Annotated in this window: 16 protein-coding genes; 10 read left to right on the top strand and 6 right to left on the bottom strand. The window is 71.2% G+C overall.

Annotated features, from left to right (window positions below):
- Positions 1 to 194: 194 nt before the first annotated feature.
- The 3 genes from ACZ6WH_RS09485 (at position 195) to moaA (ending at position 3378) form a co-directional block, all read left to right on the top strand.
- Complete coding sequence (locus tag ACZ6WH_RS09485) at positions 195 to 599, top strand: DUF485 domain-containing protein (RefSeq protein ID WP_469727262.1); 405 nt, start codon at positions 195 to 197, stop codon at positions 597 to 599.
- Positions 596 to 2239: a solute symporter family protein gene (locus ACZ6WH_RS09480; protein ID WP_469727260.1), complete on the top strand. Its 1644-nt coding sequence runs from the start codon at positions 596 to 598 to the stop codon at positions 2237 to 2239. The genes ACZ6WH_RS09485 and ACZ6WH_RS09480 overlap by 4 nt, the downstream gene beginning before the upstream one ends.
- 149 nt (positions 2240 to 2388) lie before the next feature.
- Positions 2389 to 3378, top strand: coding sequence for a GTP 3',8-cyclase MoaA (moaA, locus tag ACZ6WH_RS09475; RefSeq protein ID WP_469727259.1), 990 nt, complete (start codon positions 2389 to 2391; stop codon positions 3376 to 3378).
- 68 nt (positions 3379 to 3446) lie between these two features.
- Here the strand turns inward: moaA and ACZ6WH_RS09470 are convergent, their stop codons facing one another.
- On the bottom strand, positions 3447 to 3716 hold the full coding sequence (locus ACZ6WH_RS09470; protein ID WP_432852594.1) for a hypothetical protein: 270 nt from the start codon (positions 3714 to 3716) through the stop codon (positions 3447 to 3449).
- 197 nt (positions 3717 to 3913) lie between these two features.
- The gene (locus ACZ6WH_RS09465) at positions 3914 to 4288 is read right to left on the bottom strand and encodes a DUF3099 domain-containing protein (protein ID WP_469727257.1); all 375 of its coding nucleotides are present in this window, start codon (positions 4286 to 4288) and stop codon (positions 3914 to 3916) included.
- 217 nt (positions 4289 to 4505) lie between these two features.
- Here ACZ6WH_RS09465 and ACZ6WH_RS09460 point away from each other — a divergent pair, with 217 nt between their 5' ends.
- Entirely contained in the window at positions 4506 to 4790 is a 285-nt protein-coding gene (locus ACZ6WH_RS09460) for a GlsB/YeaQ/YmgE family stress response membrane protein (RefSeq protein ID WP_030618968.1), read from the top strand.
- Between the two features lie 124 nt (positions 4791 to 4914).
- Here ACZ6WH_RS09460 and tyrS read toward each other — a convergent pair whose 3' ends face one another.
- The 3 genes from tyrS to ACZ6WH_RS09445 all read right to left on the bottom strand — a co-directional run bounded on the left by tyrS (position 4915) and on the right by ACZ6WH_RS09445 (position 9429).
- The gene (tyrS, locus tag ACZ6WH_RS09455) at positions 4915 to 6321 is read right to left on the bottom strand and encodes a tyrosine--tRNA ligase (protein WP_469727255.1); all 1407 of its coding nucleotides are present in this window, start codon (positions 6319 to 6321) and stop codon (positions 4915 to 4917) included.
- Between the two features lie 145 nt (positions 6322 to 6466).
- The gene (locus ACZ6WH_RS09450; RefSeq protein WP_432852586.1) at positions 6467 to 7870 is read right to left on the bottom strand and encodes a metallopeptidase TldD-related protein; all 1404 of its coding nucleotides are present in this window, start codon (positions 7868 to 7870) and stop codon (positions 6467 to 6469) included.
- Positions 7867 to 9429: a TldD/PmbA family protein gene (locus tag ACZ6WH_RS09445; RefSeq protein ID WP_432864221.1), complete on the bottom strand. Its 1563-nt coding sequence runs from the start codon at positions 9427 to 9429 to the stop codon at positions 7867 to 7869. The genes ACZ6WH_RS09450 and ACZ6WH_RS09445 overlap by 4 nt, the downstream gene beginning before the upstream one ends.
- A 201-nt stretch (positions 9430 to 9630) precedes the next feature.
- On the opposite strand from ACZ6WH_RS09445, the gene fabG reads away from it, so the two are divergent.
- Positions 9631 to 10335: a 3-oxoacyl-[acyl-carrier-protein] reductase gene (fabG, locus tag ACZ6WH_RS09440; protein ID WP_030618957.1), complete on the top strand. Its 705-nt coding sequence runs from the start codon at positions 9631 to 9633 to the stop codon at positions 10333 to 10335.
- Between the two features lie 5 nt (positions 10336 to 10340).
- Positions 10341 to 11111 carry an enoyl-ACP reductase FabI gene (gene fabI, locus ACZ6WH_RS09435; RefSeq protein WP_361560023.1) on the top strand — a complete coding sequence of 257 codons (771 nt, stop codon included), beginning with the start codon at positions 10341 to 10343 and terminating at the stop codon, positions 11109 to 11111.
- 405 nt (positions 11112 to 11516) lie between these two features.
- Here fabI and ACZ6WH_RS09430 read toward each other — a convergent pair whose 3' ends face one another.
- Positions 11517 to 12191 carry a FadR/GntR family transcriptional regulator gene (locus ACZ6WH_RS09430; RefSeq protein WP_469727253.1) on the bottom strand — a complete coding sequence of 225 codons (675 nt, stop codon included), beginning with the start codon at positions 12189 to 12191 and terminating at the stop codon, positions 11517 to 11519.
- A 123-nt stretch (positions 12192 to 12314) separates the two neighbouring features.
- On the opposite strand from ACZ6WH_RS09430, the gene ACZ6WH_RS09425 reads away from it, so the two are divergent.
- The 4 genes from ACZ6WH_RS09425 to ACZ6WH_RS09410 all read left to right on the top strand — a co-directional run bounded on the left by ACZ6WH_RS09425 (position 12315) and on the right by ACZ6WH_RS09410 (position 14875).
- The gene (locus ACZ6WH_RS09425; RefSeq protein WP_432852578.1) at positions 12315 to 13607 is read left to right on the top strand and encodes a CynX/NimT family MFS transporter; all 1293 of its coding nucleotides are present in this window, start codon (positions 12315 to 12317) and stop codon (positions 13605 to 13607) included.
- Between the two features lie 102 nt (positions 13608 to 13709).
- On the top strand, positions 13710 to 13826 hold the full coding sequence (locus tag ACZ6WH_RS09420) for an SGM_5486 family transporter-associated protein (protein WP_267881145.1): 117 nt from the start codon (positions 13710 to 13712) through the stop codon (positions 13824 to 13826).
- A gap of 243 nt (positions 13827 to 14069) precedes the next feature.
- Positions 14070 to 14273 carry a hypothetical protein gene (locus ACZ6WH_RS09415; RefSeq protein ID WP_469727251.1) on the top strand — a complete coding sequence of 68 codons (204 nt, stop codon included), beginning with the start codon at positions 14070 to 14072 and terminating at the stop codon, positions 14271 to 14273.
- Between the two features lie 83 nt (positions 14274 to 14356).
- The gene (locus ACZ6WH_RS09410; RefSeq protein WP_469727249.1) at positions 14357 to 14875 is read left to right on the top strand and encodes a SixA phosphatase family protein; all 519 of its coding nucleotides are present in this window, start codon (positions 14357 to 14359) and stop codon (positions 14873 to 14875) included.
- Positions 14876 to 14908: the final 33 nt, after the last annotated feature.

Below are 14908 nucleotides of genomic sequence, written 5' to 3'. Positions count from 1 at the left end.
CGAAGGCGTCACACCCGGACAACGACCCGGCACCCGGCCGGTGGCGGTCGTACCCCCCGATTTCCTGGGGATTTCCGCCCCCGCCTCTGTCGTAAGGAGCCCGCGCACCTCTAGCATGCGTGATCCGCATCACTGATCTGGACTTTATGTCGCCGGACGCAAGCCGCCGGACATTGCGAGAAACAGGAGACCGCGTGAGCACCGCCGCCCAGCCGCCCGCCGATGACGGGCCGCACAAGGCCCACGAGGCGCCGCCCGACGCGCCCCATGCGACGCCGCCCTTCACCGAAGTGCAGTCCGGCGCGGAGTTCACCGAACTGCGCCGCTCGTACCGCTCGTTCGCCTTCCCGCTGACCATCGCCTTCGTGCTCTGGTACCTGCTGTACGTGCTGCTCAGCAACTACGCGGGCGGCTTCATGGGCACCAAGGTCGTCGGCAACGTCAACGTCGCCTTCGTCTTCGGCCTCGCCCAGTTCGTGACGACCTTCCTCATCGCCTGGTGGTACTCCCGGCACGCCGCCGCGAAGCTCGACCCCAAGGCCGAGGCGATCAAGGCCCGGCTGGAGAACGACGCCCCGCGCGGGGAGGGTGACGCATGAGCCTCACGTACCAGCTCGCCGCCGGGGCCCCGGCCCTGGCCGCCGAGGGCGCCGGCCAGCACCGCGCACTGATCATCACGATCTTCGCGGTCTTCGTCGCCGCCACCCTGGCCATCACCGTGTGGGCCGGCCGGCAGACCAAGGGCGCCGAGGACTTCTACGCCGGCGGCCGGCAGTTCTCCGGCTTCCAGAACGGCCTGGCGATCTCCGGCGACTACATGTCCGCCGCGTCCTTCCTCGGCATCGCGGGCGCCATCGCCCTCTTCGGGTACGACGGCTTCCTGTACTCCATCGGCTTCCTCGTCGCGTGGCTGGTCGCGCTGCTGCTGGTCGCCGAGCCGCTGCGCAACTCCGGCCGCTTCACCATGGGCGACGTGCTCGCGTACCGGATGCGGCAGCGCCCCGTCCGTACCGCGGCGGGCGTCTCCACCATCGTGGTCTCGATCTTCTACCTGCTGGCCCAGATGGCGGGCGCCGGCGCGCTGGTCACGCTGCTGCTCGGCATCACCAGCGAAGCCGGCAAGATGCTCGTCGTCGTCCTCGTCGGCATCGTGATGATCCTCTACGTCTCCATCGGCGGGATGAAGGGCACCACCTGGGTGCAGATGGTCAAGGCCGTCCTGCTGATCGCGGGCACCCTGCTCATCACGTTCCTGGTGATGCTCAAGTTCCACTTCAACGTCTCCGAACTGCTCGGCAAGGCCGCCGAGGAGAGCGGCAAGGGCGCGGCGTTCCTGGAGCCCGGCCTGAAGTACGGCGCCACCGCCACCTCGAAGATCGACTTCATCTCGCTGGGCATCGCGCTGGTGCTCGGCACCGCGGGACTGCCGCACATCCTCATCCGCTTCTACACCGTGCCCACCGCCAAGGCCGCCCGTAAGTCGGTGAACTGGGCCATCGGCATCATCGGCGTCTTCTACCTGATGACCATCGCGCTCGGCTTCGGCGCCGCGGCCCTGGTCGGCCCGAAGGCGATCACCGAGTCGAACCCGGCGGGCAACACCGCGGCCACCCTGCTCGCCCAGGAGATCGGCGGCGGCGCGGACTCCACCGGCGGCGCGATCCTGCTCGCCGTGATCTCGGCGGTCGCCTTCGCCACCATCCTCGCGGTGGTCGCGGGCCTCACCCTCGCCTCGTCCTCGTCCTTCGCGCACGACCTCTACGTCAACGTGATCAAGAAGGGCAACGCGTCGGAGAAGGAGGAGGTGCGGGCCGCGCGCTGGGCCACCGTCGGCATCGGCGCCGTCGCGATCGTCCTCGGCGTCTTCGCCCGCGGCCTGAACGTCGCGGGCCTGGTCGCGCTGGCCTTCGCGGTCGCGGCCTCCGCCAACCTGCCGACGATCCTCTACAGCCTCTTCTGGAAGCGCTTCACCACCTCCGGAGCGCTGTGGTCGATCTACGGCGGTCTGATCTCCTCCGTGCTGCTCGTGCTCTTCTCGCCGGTCGTCTCCGGCAAGGAGACCTCGATGTTCCCCGGCGCCGACTTCGCCGTCTTCCCGCTGGAGAACCCGGGCCTGATCTCCATCCCGCTGGGCTTCCTGCTCGGCTGGCTCGGATCCCTCCTCTCCAAGGAGGAGCCGGACGTGAAGAAGTACGCCGAGCTGGAGGTCCGGTCCCTGACCGGCACCGGAGCACACTGACCCGTACCCCGTCCCCACGGAGAACCGGCCGCGTCGTAGATCCCTACGACGCGGCCGGCCCCGCATCGTGACATCGGAGCCGTGCTCGTTGTCACACCTATCGCGTAGGCTCGACAACGTACTGATCCGACACCGGGGGAGGGGGCCTCGTGCTCATCGACACATACGGGCGGGTAGCCACCGACCTGCGGGTCTCGCTGACCGACCGGTGCAACCTGCGGTGCACCTACTGCATGCCCGAAGAAGGCCTGCAGTGGCTCGCCAAGCCCGACCTACTCACGGACGACGAGATCGTCCGGCTCATCGACATCGCGGTCACCCGCCTCGGCATCGAAGAGGTCCGGTTCACCGGCGGGGAACCGCTGCTCCGGCCCGGCCTCGTCTCGATCGTCGAACGCGTCGCGGCCCTCGCGCCGCGCCCGCAGATGTCCCTCACCACCAACGGCATCGGCCTGGAGCGCACCGCCGCCGCGCTGCGCGACGCCGGCCTGGACCGGGTCAACGTCTCGCTGGACACCCTGCGCCCGGACGTCTTCCAGGCCCTGACCCGCCGAAAGCGCCACACCGACGTGCTGCGCGGCCTGGAGGCCGCCCGCGCCGCCGGGCTCACCCCGGTCAAGGTCAATTCCGTCCTGATGCCGGGGCTCAACGCCGACGAGGCGCCCGACCTCCTCGCCTGGGCGGTGGAGAACGACTACGAGCTCCGCTTCATCGAGCAGATGCCGCTCGACGCCCAGCACGGCTGGAAGCGTGACGGCATGATCACCGCCGGTGACATCCTGGCCTCGCTGCGCACCCGCTTCGAGCTGAGCCCCGAGGGCCAGGAGGAGCGTGGCTCCGCGCCCGCCGAGCGGTGGCTCGTGGACGGCGGCCCGCACCGCGTCGGCGTCATCGCCTCGGTGACCCGCCCCTTCTGCCGGGCCTGCGACCGTACCCGGCTGACCGCCGACGGCCAGGTGCGCACCTGCCTGTTCGCCACGGAGGAGACGGACCTGCGGGCCGCGCTCCGCTCGGACGCGCCGGACGAGGAGATCGCGCAGATCTGGAAGGGCGCGATGTGGGGCAAGAAGGCGGGCTCGGGCCTGGACGACCCGAGCTTCCTGCAGCCGCAGCGGCCGATGTCGGCGATCGGCGGCTGACCGTGCCCGGCACCCGGGCGGCCGTCCGACTCCGGAGGCCGCCCGCGGCCGGACGGTTCCGGCGGGGCTCAGCCCTCCCGGGGTGACCCGTCCTGCTCCGGGCCGGACGGTTCGGCGCCCTCCTGCCGGGCCTCCCACTCCGCCAGTTTGACCACGTCCTTCAGGAAGCTGCGGACGTCGAGGAATTGGGCGAGGTGCTCGCGGTGCTCGTCGCACGCGAGCCAGGTCTTGCGCCGGTCGGGCGTGTGGATCTTCGGGTTGTTCCAGGCCAGCACCCACACCGCGGCCGCACGGCAGCCCTTGGCGGAGCAGATCACTGCGTTATCAGGGGAGTTCACACCCTCAACCCTACGTCGCCCCTGATCCCGGACATGGCGACGCCGGGCAGCCACGGGGGGAGCCGCCCGGCGTCGGTCCGTCGCTCCGACGGGGGATGCGGAGCGCGTACGAAGTATGTCATGGGGGACCGTGCCGGGTGCACCGGAACCACATGATTGATCTGAGCTTTTCTTGAGCTTTGCGTACCGTCGGAAGATCAGCCGTGGTCACCGCGGTGTTCGGCGGACTCGGTCCGCCCCGCTTCCGCCGCGGGTTCCGCCGGTGCATCACCCGAACGAGCGGTCAGCATAGGCCGCGACGGTGCCGCGATGAAGTTCGACGGGAGTGAAGTCGCGTTCTCCCGGCCCGCGTTGGCGATGACTACCGCAATGTAGGGCAGCACCAGACCCGCGATCAGGGTGATAATGGCGACGGGCCGCTCGACGTTCCAGAGCACGGCGGTGAGAATCACCGCCACCGTCCGCAGGGACATCGAGATCACGTAGCGTCGCTGCCGCCCACGGACGTCCTCGGTCAGCCCCTGGCGGGCTCCCGTGATCCGGAAAGTCTGGGCGCTGCTCTGCTTCCGCATCACGTTCCACCACCTGTTGTCATACCGGGCAACCCCTATGCCGGACCTGTCCCACGTTACGCCGGGCCTGCGCAGCGTTCGAGACCGGGGCGCGATGTCCCGGATCGGCCGCACAGCGGTCTCATGCGTACGGGCGGCTCCGACGTGCGCCGTACGGGTGGCGGTACGACACTGAACGATGCACGGCCTTGTACACCGCGCCCCACTGGGAGGCGACATGAATTGGTTGTGGGCCATCATTCTGGGTCTGGTCCTGGGCGTGATCGCGAGGGCCCTCATCCCCGGGAAACAGGCGATTCCGCTCTGGCTGACCGTGATCTTCGGCATGCTCGGCAGCGTGCTGGGGAACTGGGCGGCCACCGGCATCGGAGTCGAGGACACCAAGGGCATCGACTGGACCCGGCACCTGCTCCAGCTGATCGGCGCGGTGATCGTCGTCGGCGTGGGCAGTCGGCTGTGGGCCATGGTGCGCGGGAGGACACACCGGCAACAGCGGGTCTGATCCCACCGTCGTGAACCGTTCCGGCCGGCCTGACGAACAGGTCCGCCGGAACGGTACCGAGCCCGGGGCGCCGAGCGGGAAGACCCGCGCGCCCCGGGCGACTGTTGTTTCCGAAGGGCGGCGGCTACGCGTCGCCCTGGAGCTGGGCCAGCTTGCGGCCCGCCTTGAGGTACGGCGTACCGGGGGTGGCGGCCAGCTTCTCCGCCAGCACCTCGGCCAGCGGGCGGATGGCGTCCGCCTCGGCCAGCACCACCGTCTCCTGGCCCGACTCGGCCTCGATGACCAGCCGCAGGGCGTTCTGCTTCGCCAGCCGGCGGGCCGCCGACGCGCTCGGCGTGAACTCCAGCACCTGGGTGAGCACCGTGGCCACCGTGTCCGAGCCGTGCGCCGCGAGGTCCACCGACGGCAGCGTGCCGACATCGGCGAAGGACTTCTTGGAGAACTGCGCGACGAACCCGGCACGGGCCGTCATCGCCGCCTCGATGCCGTACAGCGCGGCCACGACCTCACCCGCGAGGACCTTCTTCAGGTCCATCGGGTGCAGCGTCTTCGCCTCGATGCGGGCCAGCGCCTGGGCGATCTCCTCGTCCGTCCACTCCGTCCACGCCTTGAGGTACGGCTCCATCAGCCGGTCCGGGACCGACATGATCTTGCCGAAGACGTCCTCGGCGGGCGCGTTCAGGCCGACGTAGTTGCCCTTGGACTTGGACATCTTCGCGCCGGTGCCGTCGGTGCCCTCGATGAGCGGCATCGTGACCACGAGCTGCGGCTGCTGGCCCTTGAGCTCCATGAGCTTGCGGCCCATCTGGAGGTTCAGCAGCTGGTCGGCGCCGCCCAGCTCCACGTCGCACTCCAGCGCCACCGAGTCCAGGCCCTGCGCGATCGGGTACAGCATCTCCGTCATGGTCAGGCCCGCGCCCGACGCGAGGCGGGTACGGAAGTCCTCGCGCTGGAGCAGCTGGGAGGCCGGCACCTTGGAGAGCAGGCTCAGCAGCTCGGGGAAGGTGTACGGCGCCAGCCACTCGCTGTTCTGCCGGAAGCTGACCTTGTCGAAGTCGAAGAACGGCCGGACCTGCTCGCGGTAGCTCGCGAGGTTGTGCGCGATGTCCTCGTCGGTCAGCGGCGGGCGCTCGGCCGTGCGGCCCGAGGGGTCGCCGATCTTGGCCGTGAAGTCGCCGATGATCAGCGTGACGTCGTGGCCGAGCCGCTGGAAGCGGCTGAGGATGATCAGGGGGACCGCGTGCCCCAGATGCACATCGGTCGCCGTCGGGTCGATGCCCAGCTTGATGTGCAGGCCCTTGCCGGCCGCCGTGCGCTCCTCGATGCGCTCGGCGAGCTGGTCCACGCCCGGCAGCACCTCGACCGTACGGGAGGCGATCAGCTCGGCCTGCTCCTTGGCCGGCAGGTCCGTCAGGTCGAGATAGCGCCGCGAGCCGGTCTCCTTCAGCAGCTCCGCGACGGTGGCGTCTGCGGAGAGGTCTGCGGAGAGCAGCGAGCTGGCGCGGGCGACGGATTCGCCGAGGCGTGTCATGGCGTTCCTGATCGGTCGTTGATCCCAAACGGGAGGACGGAACCGATTCTATTCGCCGTGCGCAGCGTGGCCGACCGAGTATCCACAGGCCGGCCACGCGGTACGACAAGTGCCCGCACCCTGGTGAAGCGGGGCACCCCCGCCCTCACACCCCCGGGCTCACCGAGCTCATGTTGAAGTCCGGGATCCGCAGCGCGGGCATCGCGGCGCGCGTGAAGTAGTCGCTCCACTCGCGCGGCAGGGTGCGCTCCGTACGGCCCGCCTCGGTCGCCCGCCCCAGCAGGTCCACCGGCGACTCGTTGAACCGGAAGTTGTTCACCTCACCGACCACCTCGCCGCCCTCCACCAGGTACACGCCGTCCCGGGTCAGCCCCGTGAGCAGCAGCGTCGCCGGATCGACCTCGCGGATGTACCACAGGCAGGTCAGCAGCAGCCCCCGCTCGGTACCGGCCACCAGCTCGTCCAGGGACTTGCTGCCGCCCGCCTCCAGCAGCAGGTTGTCGACGGCCGGGGCCACCGGCAGGCCGGTCAGGTCCGCACTGTGCCGGGTCGTGAGGAGCTGGTTCAGCGCGCCGTCCCGGATCCAGTCCGTCGGCTCCAGCGGCAGCCCGTTGTCGAAGACCGAGGCGTCGTCCCCGGAGCTGTGCGCCAGCACGAAGGGCGCGCACTCCAGACCCGCTGCCCCCGGGTCGCTGCGCAGCGTCATCGGCAGCCCGGAGAGCTTCTCGCCGACCCGGGTGCCCCCGCCGGGCGCCGAGAAGACCGTACGGCCCTCCGCTGCGTCCCGGGCCCCGGACGACCAGATCTGGTACACGAGCAGGTCGGCGACGGCGGTGGGCGGCAGCAGCGTCTCGTACCGGCCCGCCGGCAGCTCGATCCGCCGCTCCGCCCAGGCCAGCCGGCGTGCCAGCTCGGCATCCATGGCCAGCGGGTCGACGTCCCCGAAGTCCCGGGTGGCGCGGCCCGCCCAGGCCGAGCGGGAGCGGTCGGGCGACTTGGCGTTCAGCTCCAGCGTCCCGGTGGGCTGGTCGTGCCGGAGCCGCAGCCCCGTGGAGGAGCCCACGTACGAGGAGACCATCCCGTGGCTGGCGAACCCGTACAGCTCACGGCCGCCGTCCCGGGCCCGCCGGAAGGACTCGCCCAGCGCGGGCGCGAAGTCCGCGAAGACCTCGGAGGAGGTCTCGGCGGGCGGCTCGGTGAAGCCGGGCGAGGCGGCGCCGCCCGGCACGAGCGGCCGCGCGTCGTCGGCGGGCCCGGCGGCACCGGCGGCCGCCTCGGCGGCCCGCACCAGCGCCTCCAGGTCGTCGGCGGTCACCGCGGCCCGGGACACGACGCCCGAGGCGGTGCCCTCCTTGCCGTCCACGGTGGCGATCACCGTCAGGGTGCGGCCACGGGTGACGCCATTGGTGGTCAGCGCGTTGCCCGCCCAGCGCAGGTTGGCGGTGGTCGTCTCGTCCGCGATCACCACACAGCCGTCGGCCCGCGAGAGGGCCAGCGCGCGCTCGACGACCTCGTGCGGCGCGTTCGTCCGCGGCGTACGGGTGCTCATCGACCGGCCTCCTGGGTCGTGTTCAGGATATTGACGTCCGTGAAGAGGGCGGAGGGGCAGCCGTGCGAGACGGAGGCGACCTGGCCCGGCTGGGCCTTGCCGCAGTTGAAGGCGCCGCCCAGCACGTACGTCTGCGGGCCGCCCACCGCGGCCATCGAGCCCCAGAAGTCGGTGGTGGTGGCCTGGTACGCCACGTCCCGCAGCTGCCCCGCCAGCCGCCCGTGCTCGATCCGGAAGAACCGCTGCCCGGTGAACTGGAAGTTGTACCGCTGCTGATCGATCGACCACGACCGGTCGCCGACCACGTAGATGCCGCGCTCCACGCCCCCGATCAGCTCCTCGGTGGACGGGCCTTCGGGCGCAGGCTGCAAGGACACGTTGGCCATCCGCTGCACCGGTACGTGGCCCGGCGAGTCCGCGTACGCGCACCCGTTGGACCGTTCGAAGCCGGTCAGTTTCGCGATCCTGCGATCCAGCTGGTAGCCGACCAGCACACCGTCCTTGACCAGGTCCCAGGACTGCGTCCGGACGCCCTCGTCGTCGTACCCGATCGTGGCCAGCCCGTGCTCGGCGGTCCGGTCGCCCGTCACGTGCATGAGCTCCGAGCCGTACTTCAAGGTGCCCAGCTGGTCGAAGGTGGCGAACGAGGTGCCCGCGTACGCCGCTTCGTAGCCCAGCGCCCGGTCCAGCTCGGTCGCGTGCCCGATCGACTCGTGGATCGTCAGCCAGAGGTTGGAGGGATCCACCACCAGGTCGTACCGCCCGGACCGCACGCTCGGCGCCCGCATCTTCTCCGCGAGCAGCTCCGGCATCTCCGCCAGCTCCGCGTCCCAGTCGTACCGGCCGTCGGTCAGGTACTCCCAGCCCCGGCCGACGGGCGGTGCGATCGTCCGCATCGAGTCGAACTCGCCGGTGCGCCCGTCCACCGCGACGGCCGTCAGCTCCGGGTGCAGCCGGACCCGCTGCTGCGTGGTCGTGGTGCCCGCGGTGTCGGCGTAGAACTTGTTCTCCCGGACCGTGAGCAGCGAGGCGTCGGCGTGCGTCACGCCCGGCGCGGCCAGCAGCCGCCCGCTCCACTCCGCCAGCAGCCCGCTCTTGTCCGCGTCCGGCACGTCGAAGGGGTCCAGCTCGTACGAGGACACCCAGGTGCGGTCCGGATGGGCGGGCTCGTCGGCCAGCTCGACGACCTCCTCCGAGCCCGCCGCCTCGATCACCTTCGCCGACAGCTTCGCCATCGCGACGGCCTGCGCGGCGACCCGCGCCGCCGCGTCCATGGTCAGGTCGACGCCGGACGCGAAGCCCCAGGCCCCGCCGTGCACCACCCGCACCGCGTACCCCAGGTCGGTGGTGTCCGAGGAACCGGCGGTCTTCGCGTCCCGGAGCCGCCAGGACGCGTACCGGATGCGTTCCAGCCGGAAGTCGGCATGGGCGGCCCCCAGCGCCCGGGCCCGGGCGAGCGCGGCGTCGGCCAGCGCGCGCAGGGGCAGGGCGAGGAAGCTCTCGTCTACGGAACGAGGTGTAGCAGGCACGGCATCCCTCCCGTGGTCGGCGCCACGCATCATGCCGTGCCGGAGCCCCGGTGCGCAGGACGCCCTTCCGGTGCGCGGGGGTGTTCCACCGGGGTGCGGCGCGGTCGGTTCTGTAGGGACCCGACAGTGACCGGGATGTGCCCCTGTGCGAGGTCGATTCTCCGTATGGGGTCGCTGACCGCTAGTTTCGTAGGGAACACACGTCGGACAGGACACGGAAAGGGTGATCTCTTGAGCCGCTCGGTTCTGGTCACCGGAGGCAACCGCGGCATCGGCCTCGCCATCGCCCGCGCCTTCGCCGAGGCAGGCGACAAGGTCGCCATCACCTACCGCTCCGGCGAACCCCCGGCGGGGTTCTTGGCCGTGAAGTGCGACATCACCGACACGGAGCAGGTCGAGCAGGCGTACAAGGAGATCGAGGAGAAGCACGGCGCGGTCGAGGTGCTGGTGGCCAACGCCGGCGTCACCCGTGACCAGCTGCTGATGCGGATGTCGGAGGACGACTTCGCCTCGGTCCTGGAGACCAACCTCACCGGTACGTTCCGCGTGGTCAAGCGGGCCAACCGCGGCATGCTGCGGGCGCGCAAGGGCCGCATCGTGCTGATCTCCTCGGTGGTGGGCCTGCTGGGCTCGGCGGGCCAGGCGAACTACGCGGCCTCCAAGGCCGGCCTCGTCGGCTTCGCCCGCTCGATCGCCCGCGAGCTGGGTTCCCGCAACATCACGTGCAACGTCGTGGCCCCCGGCTTCGTCGACACGGACATGACCCGCGCGCTCACCGACGAGCAGCGCGAGAACATCGTGAAGCAGGTGCCGCTCGCGCGTTACGCGCAGCCCGAGGAGATCGCCGCCTCGGTCCGCTTCCTGGCCTCCGACGAGGCCGCGTACATCACTGGAGCCGTCATTCCCGTCGACGGCGGATTGGGCATGGGTCACTGATCGATATGAGCGGAATCCTCGCCGGCAAGCGCATTCTGATCACCGGTGTGCTGATGGAGTCCTCCATCGCCTTCCACGCGGCCAAGGTCGCGCAGGAGCAGGGCGCCGAGGTCATCCTCACGGCCTTCCCGCGGCCCACGCTCACCGAGCGCATCGCGAAGAAGCTGCCCAAGCCCGCCAAGGTCATCGAGCTGGACGTGACCAACCAGGAGCACCTGGACGGTCTGGAGGCCAAGGTCCGCGAGGAGCTCGGCGGCCTGGACGGCGTCGTCCACTCCATCGGTTTCGCCCCGCAGGACGCGCTCGGCGGCAACTTCCTGAACACGTCCTTCGAGTCGGTCTCCACGGCCATGCACGTCTCGGCGTTCTCGCTGAAGGCGCTGACCATGGCCTGCCTGCCGCTGATGCCGGAGGAGGGCGGCGCGGTGGTCGGCCTGACCTTCGACGCGCAGTTCGCCTGGCCGCAGTACGACTGGATGGGCCCGGCCAAGGCCGCGCTGGAGGCCACCAGCCGCTACGTGGCCCGTGACCTCGGCGCGCGGAACGTCCGCTGCAACCTGGTCTCCGCCGGCCCGATCGGCTCGATGGCCGCCAAGTCCATCCCGGGCTTCTCCGAGCTCGCCAAGGTGTGGGACACCCGCTCCCCGCTGAACTGGGACATGGGCGACCCGGAGCCGGCCGGCAAGGGCGTCGTCGCGCTGCTCTCGGACTTCTTCCCGAAGACCACCGGAGAGATCGTGCACGTCGACGGCGGCGTACACATGATGGGCGCCTGACCTACTCGGCTGTAACCACTCGGCTGTGAGTGCGGGCCACCGGGCCCGTGAGTGAGTGCGGGCTACCCGGCTCGTGAGTGAGGGCTGCGGCCCGTTCCGTACGCGACGTACGGAACGGGCCGCAGCCCTTCTTCGTTTGCGGGGCGGCCTTCGGGTCTTCGGGGCTTCGCTCGCGCGGCCGCCTTCGGCGCTTCGTTGGCGCGGCCGCCTTCGGGGCGAATCGAACGAGATCGTCCCCCCAGCAGGGGGTTACCCAAGGGGTGGGGGCGGGAACCGCCGGGTGGAGCGGGCGGGCGGGAAACCGCCGGTCGCCTCGGAGCGGATGCTGTCCTCGGAGCGGATGCTGCCCTTGCACCGGACGCTGTCCTTGTACCGGGCACGCTGTCCTCGGGCCGGCCGGTCGCCTCAGCCCCGGCCCAGTCGGCAGCCGTACGGGTGGGCGCTTGCTTCCGCTGCCGCGCGGTCGCCGTCACCGTCGCGGATCGCGTCCACCAGCCGGGAGTGGTCCAGGTGCGACTCCGGGCGCAGTTCGTCGCCCACGTCGGCGCGGAGGAACTCCCGCAGCACGCCGCCGAGGTCCGCGTACAGCTCCGCCAGTACGTCGTTGTGCGAAGCCGCCACGATCGCCATGTGCAGGTTGGCGTCCGCCTCCACGAAGGCCGCGGCGGCGCCGGACTCCCAGGCCTGCTCGCGCCGCTGCAGGGCCGCGTCCAGCTGCTTGAGATCGGTCTCCGAACGGCGCTCCGCGGCCCGCCGGGCGGCCTCCGCCTCCAGCGCGCTGCGCAGCTCGGCGACGTGCCGCGGGTCGGCGTCGGCGAACCTGCGGTTCATCACGCCCGCCAGTTCACTGGTGGCGACCACGTACGTGCCGGAGCCCTGGCGGATGTCCAGCAGACCGTTGTGGGCCAGTGCCCGGACCGCCTCGCGGACGGTGTTGCGGGCCACGCCGAGCTGCTCGACCAGCTCGGGCTCGGTGGGGATGCGCGAGCCGACCGGCCACTCGCCCGAGGTGATCTGGGCACGCAGCTGTGCGATCACCTGGTCGGCCAGGGCGGAACGCCGGGGCGAGGTCAGCGGCATACGAGCGCTCCCGAGGACACGAGCAAGGATTCGGCATCGCTGATGCTAAGCCTTTCCCGGCCGGTCACCGGGAGGCGAGAATCACCTGGACAAGCATTCATCCCATGATTCTATGATGTACGTATGGCAGACGACGACCTCGCGACCCTCGGCACCGTCACCGAGGCACCTCAGACCACCGGGACGCCCGGCGGCGACCCGCTCGACCGCGCCCCCGCGCGCGTACCGCGCTGGCTCGGCGCGGTCCTGACCGCCGGTCTCGTCCTCGCCGCGCTCAACCTCCGCCCGGCCATCACCAGCCTGGGCGCCCTCATGGAGGAGGTGCGGGACGGACTCGGCATGAGCGGCACCATCGCGGGCCTGCTCACGTCCGTGCCGGCCCTGTGCTTCGCCGTCTTCGGCATCGCGGCGCCGCGGCTGGCCCGCCGCTTCGGCCCGGGCGCCATCGTGTGCGCCGGCATGGCCGCGATCACCATCGGCGTCGTGGTGCGGCCCTTCGCCGGAGGTACGGCCGGCTTCCTCGTCGCCAGCGCCCTCGCCCTCGCCGGTATCGCGGTCAGCAACATCCTGCTGCCCGTCGTCATCAAGACCTTCTTCCCCGACCGGGTCGGCTCGATGACCGGGCTGTACTCCATGGCCCTGGCGCTGGGCACCTCGCTCGCCGCCGCGCTCACCGTGCCGGTCACCGGCGCGCTCGGCGGCGGCTGGCAGGCCGGGCTGGCGATCTGGGCGGTGATCGGCGCCCTCGCCATCGTGCCCTGGCTCGCCGTGCTGCGGCACCGCGCGCCGCAGACGGCTCCGCAGGCGGCCGGTGCGCCGCGGGAGGACGCCCCCGCCATCCGGATCAGCCGCTCGCCCACCGCCTGGTCGCTCGCCGTCTTCTTCGGCCTCCAGGCCACCGCCGCGTACATCACCATGGGCTGGCTGCCGCAGATCTTCCGCGACGCCGGAGTGCCCGCCGGGACCGCGGGCGTCCTGCTCGCGATCACCATGGCGATGGGCATCCCGCTGTCCTTCCTGCTGCCGCGGGTGGCGGCCCGGATGCGCCATCAGGGGCCGCTGGCCGTGCTTCTCGGGGCCTGCGGGCTCGCCGGGTATGCGGGCCTGTGGCTGGCGCCCGCCGCCGGCGCGTGGGGCTGGGCACTGCTGCTCGGCATATCGAACTGCGCCTTCCCGCTGGCCCTCACCATGATCGGCATGCGTGCCCGCAGCGCCGCCGGCGTCGTCAAGCTGTCCGCCTTCGCCCAGTGCATCGGCTACCTGATCTCCATCCCGGGCCCGCTCCTGGTGGGCGCGCTGTACCAGCACAGCGGCGGCTGGGGCCTGCCGATCGCGCTGATGGCGGGGCTGATGGTGCCGCAGATCGCGGTGGGCACGCTGGCCGGCCGGGACCGCCGCATCGAGGACGAGAAGTAGACGAGAGGTAGGCGAGCGGTGGGCGAGCGGTGGGGGACCGCCCCGGCCCCCTTGGCCGGTCCTGCCGACCGGTGGTCCGGAGCCGTTTGCGACACTGGGCACATGCCAGTGCTCGAACCGAATCCGCAGGGCGGACAGAAGAAGCTGCTCCTCGTCCTGGGCGCGATGCTCGCCGTCACCGTCGTCGTCGGGATCATCGCCAGCATCGCCGCTCCGTGACCCGGCGTCGTATCGCCGCTCCGTGACCCGGCGTCGTATCGCCGCTCCGTGATCCGGCGCCGCGGGGCGCACGGTGGGGCTGTCCCCACCGTCCCCTAGGGGGCCAGGGTCAGGGGCAAGTGGGTGGTGCACCTGATGGGCCGTGCGGACCGGGAACCGTAGGTTCGAAGGACACCGCCCCGCAGCGGTGGGCGCGGCCCGCGACAAGGCCGCGCGGCCGCTCGACCGCACGGAGGCGATCCCATGTCCGCCGCTCACCCCAGGCACGCCGAGAACGGCGCCCGGTCCGTGCGGCTGCCGTGGTGGGCCGTGGCCCTGCCGGTGGTCTCGTTCGTGACGCTGCTCTTCGTGATGACCCCCGCCGCGGAGGCCGAGGCGGCCGGTGCGCCGCCCGCCGTGCTGTCCGTGGTCCACTTGCTCGCGCGGCTGGTCGGCGCCGGAGTGTAGTCGCTGGTTCCGCATCCCGCCTCGTGGGACGAGGCTGTCAACACCCCGCGCCCCGCGCTGCGTTTCATGCGAAGCTGGGACACATGAGCGTCGATTCTCCTCGCCGGATTGTTCTTCTCCGACATGCCAAGGCCGAGTGGTCGCAGGAGAGCGACCACGAGCGGCCGCTCGCCGAGCGCGGCCGCCGGGACGCCCCCGTCGCCGGACGATGGCTCGCGGGAGCGGGCGTCAGCCCCGACCTGACCCTCTGCTCCACGGCACTGCGCACCCGCGAGACATGGAAACTCTGCGTCCAAGAACTCCCTCAGCGCCCCAAGACCGTCTACGACGAGCGGCTGTACGAAGCCTCGCTCGGCGAGCTGATCGCGGTGGTCAACGAGACCTCGGACGAGGTGGGCGACCTGCTGCTGGTCGGCCACAACCCCGGCATGCACGCGCTCGCCGACGCCCTCGCCGGCGAGGCGGACGGCGACCTGCTGAACCGGATGAACCGCGGTGGCTTCCCGACCGCCTCCATGGCGGTGGTGTCCTTCAACGGCTCCTGGAAGTCCGTCGAGCACGGCGTCGGCCGTCTGGTCGCGTACTGGACGCCGCAGGGCTGACCCGCCCCGGCCCTGCACGCCGAAGGGCCCCTG

The sequence above is a fragment of the Streptomyces sp. NPDC050806 genome, from assembly GCF_055586425.1.
This window is presented reverse-complemented; position numbering and strand designations above follow the sequence as displayed.

Bases quoted from the DNA above. Each gene is read 5' to 3' on its own strand.
- ACZ6WH_RS09445 (WP_432864221.1), bottom strand. From the start codon at position 9,429: ATGCGTGGCGCCGACCACGGGAGGGATGCCGTGCCTGCTACACCTCGT.
- ACZ6WH_RS09450 (WP_432852586.1), bottom strand. From the start codon at position 7,870: ATGAGCACCCGTACGCCGCGGACGAACGCGCCGCACGAGGTCGTCGAG.
- ACZ6WH_RS09425 (WP_432852578.1), top strand. From the start codon at position 12,315: ATGGCAGACGACGACCTCGCGACCCTCGGCACCGTCACCGAGGCACCT.
- tyrS (WP_469727255.1), bottom strand. From the start codon at position 6,321: ATGACACGCCTCGGCGAATCCGTCGCCCGCGCCAGCTCGCTGCTCTCC.
- ACZ6WH_RS09430 (WP_469727253.1), bottom strand. From the start codon at position 12,191: ATGCCGCTGACCTCGCCCCGGCGTTCCGCCCTGGCCGACCAGGTGATC.
- ACZ6WH_RS09460 (WP_030618968.1), top strand. From the start codon at position 4,506: ATGAATTGGTTGTGGGCCATCATTCTGGGTCTGGTCCTGGGCGTGATC.
- ACZ6WH_RS09410 (WP_469727249.1), top strand. From the start codon at position 14,357: ATGAGCGTCGATTCTCCTCGCCGGATTGTTCTTCTCCGACATGCCAAG.
- ACZ6WH_RS09420 (WP_267881145.1), top strand. From the start codon at position 13,710: ATGCCAGTGCTCGAACCGAATCCGCAGGGCGGACAGAAGAAGCTGCTC.
- ACZ6WH_RS09415 (WP_469727251.1), top strand. From the start codon at position 14,070: ATGTCCGCCGCTCACCCCAGGCACGCCGAGAACGGCGCCCGGTCCGTG.
- ACZ6WH_RS09465 (WP_469727257.1), bottom strand. From the start codon at position 4,288: ATGCGGAAGCAGAGCAGCGCCCAGACTTTCCGGATCACGGGAGCCCGC.
- ACZ6WH_RS09480 (WP_469727260.1), top strand. From the start codon at position 596: ATGAGCCTCACGTACCAGCTCGCCGCCGGGGCCCCGGCCCTGGCCGCC.
- fabI (WP_361560023.1), top strand. From the start codon at position 10,341: ATGAGCGGAATCCTCGCCGGCAAGCGCATTCTGATCACCGGTGTGCTG.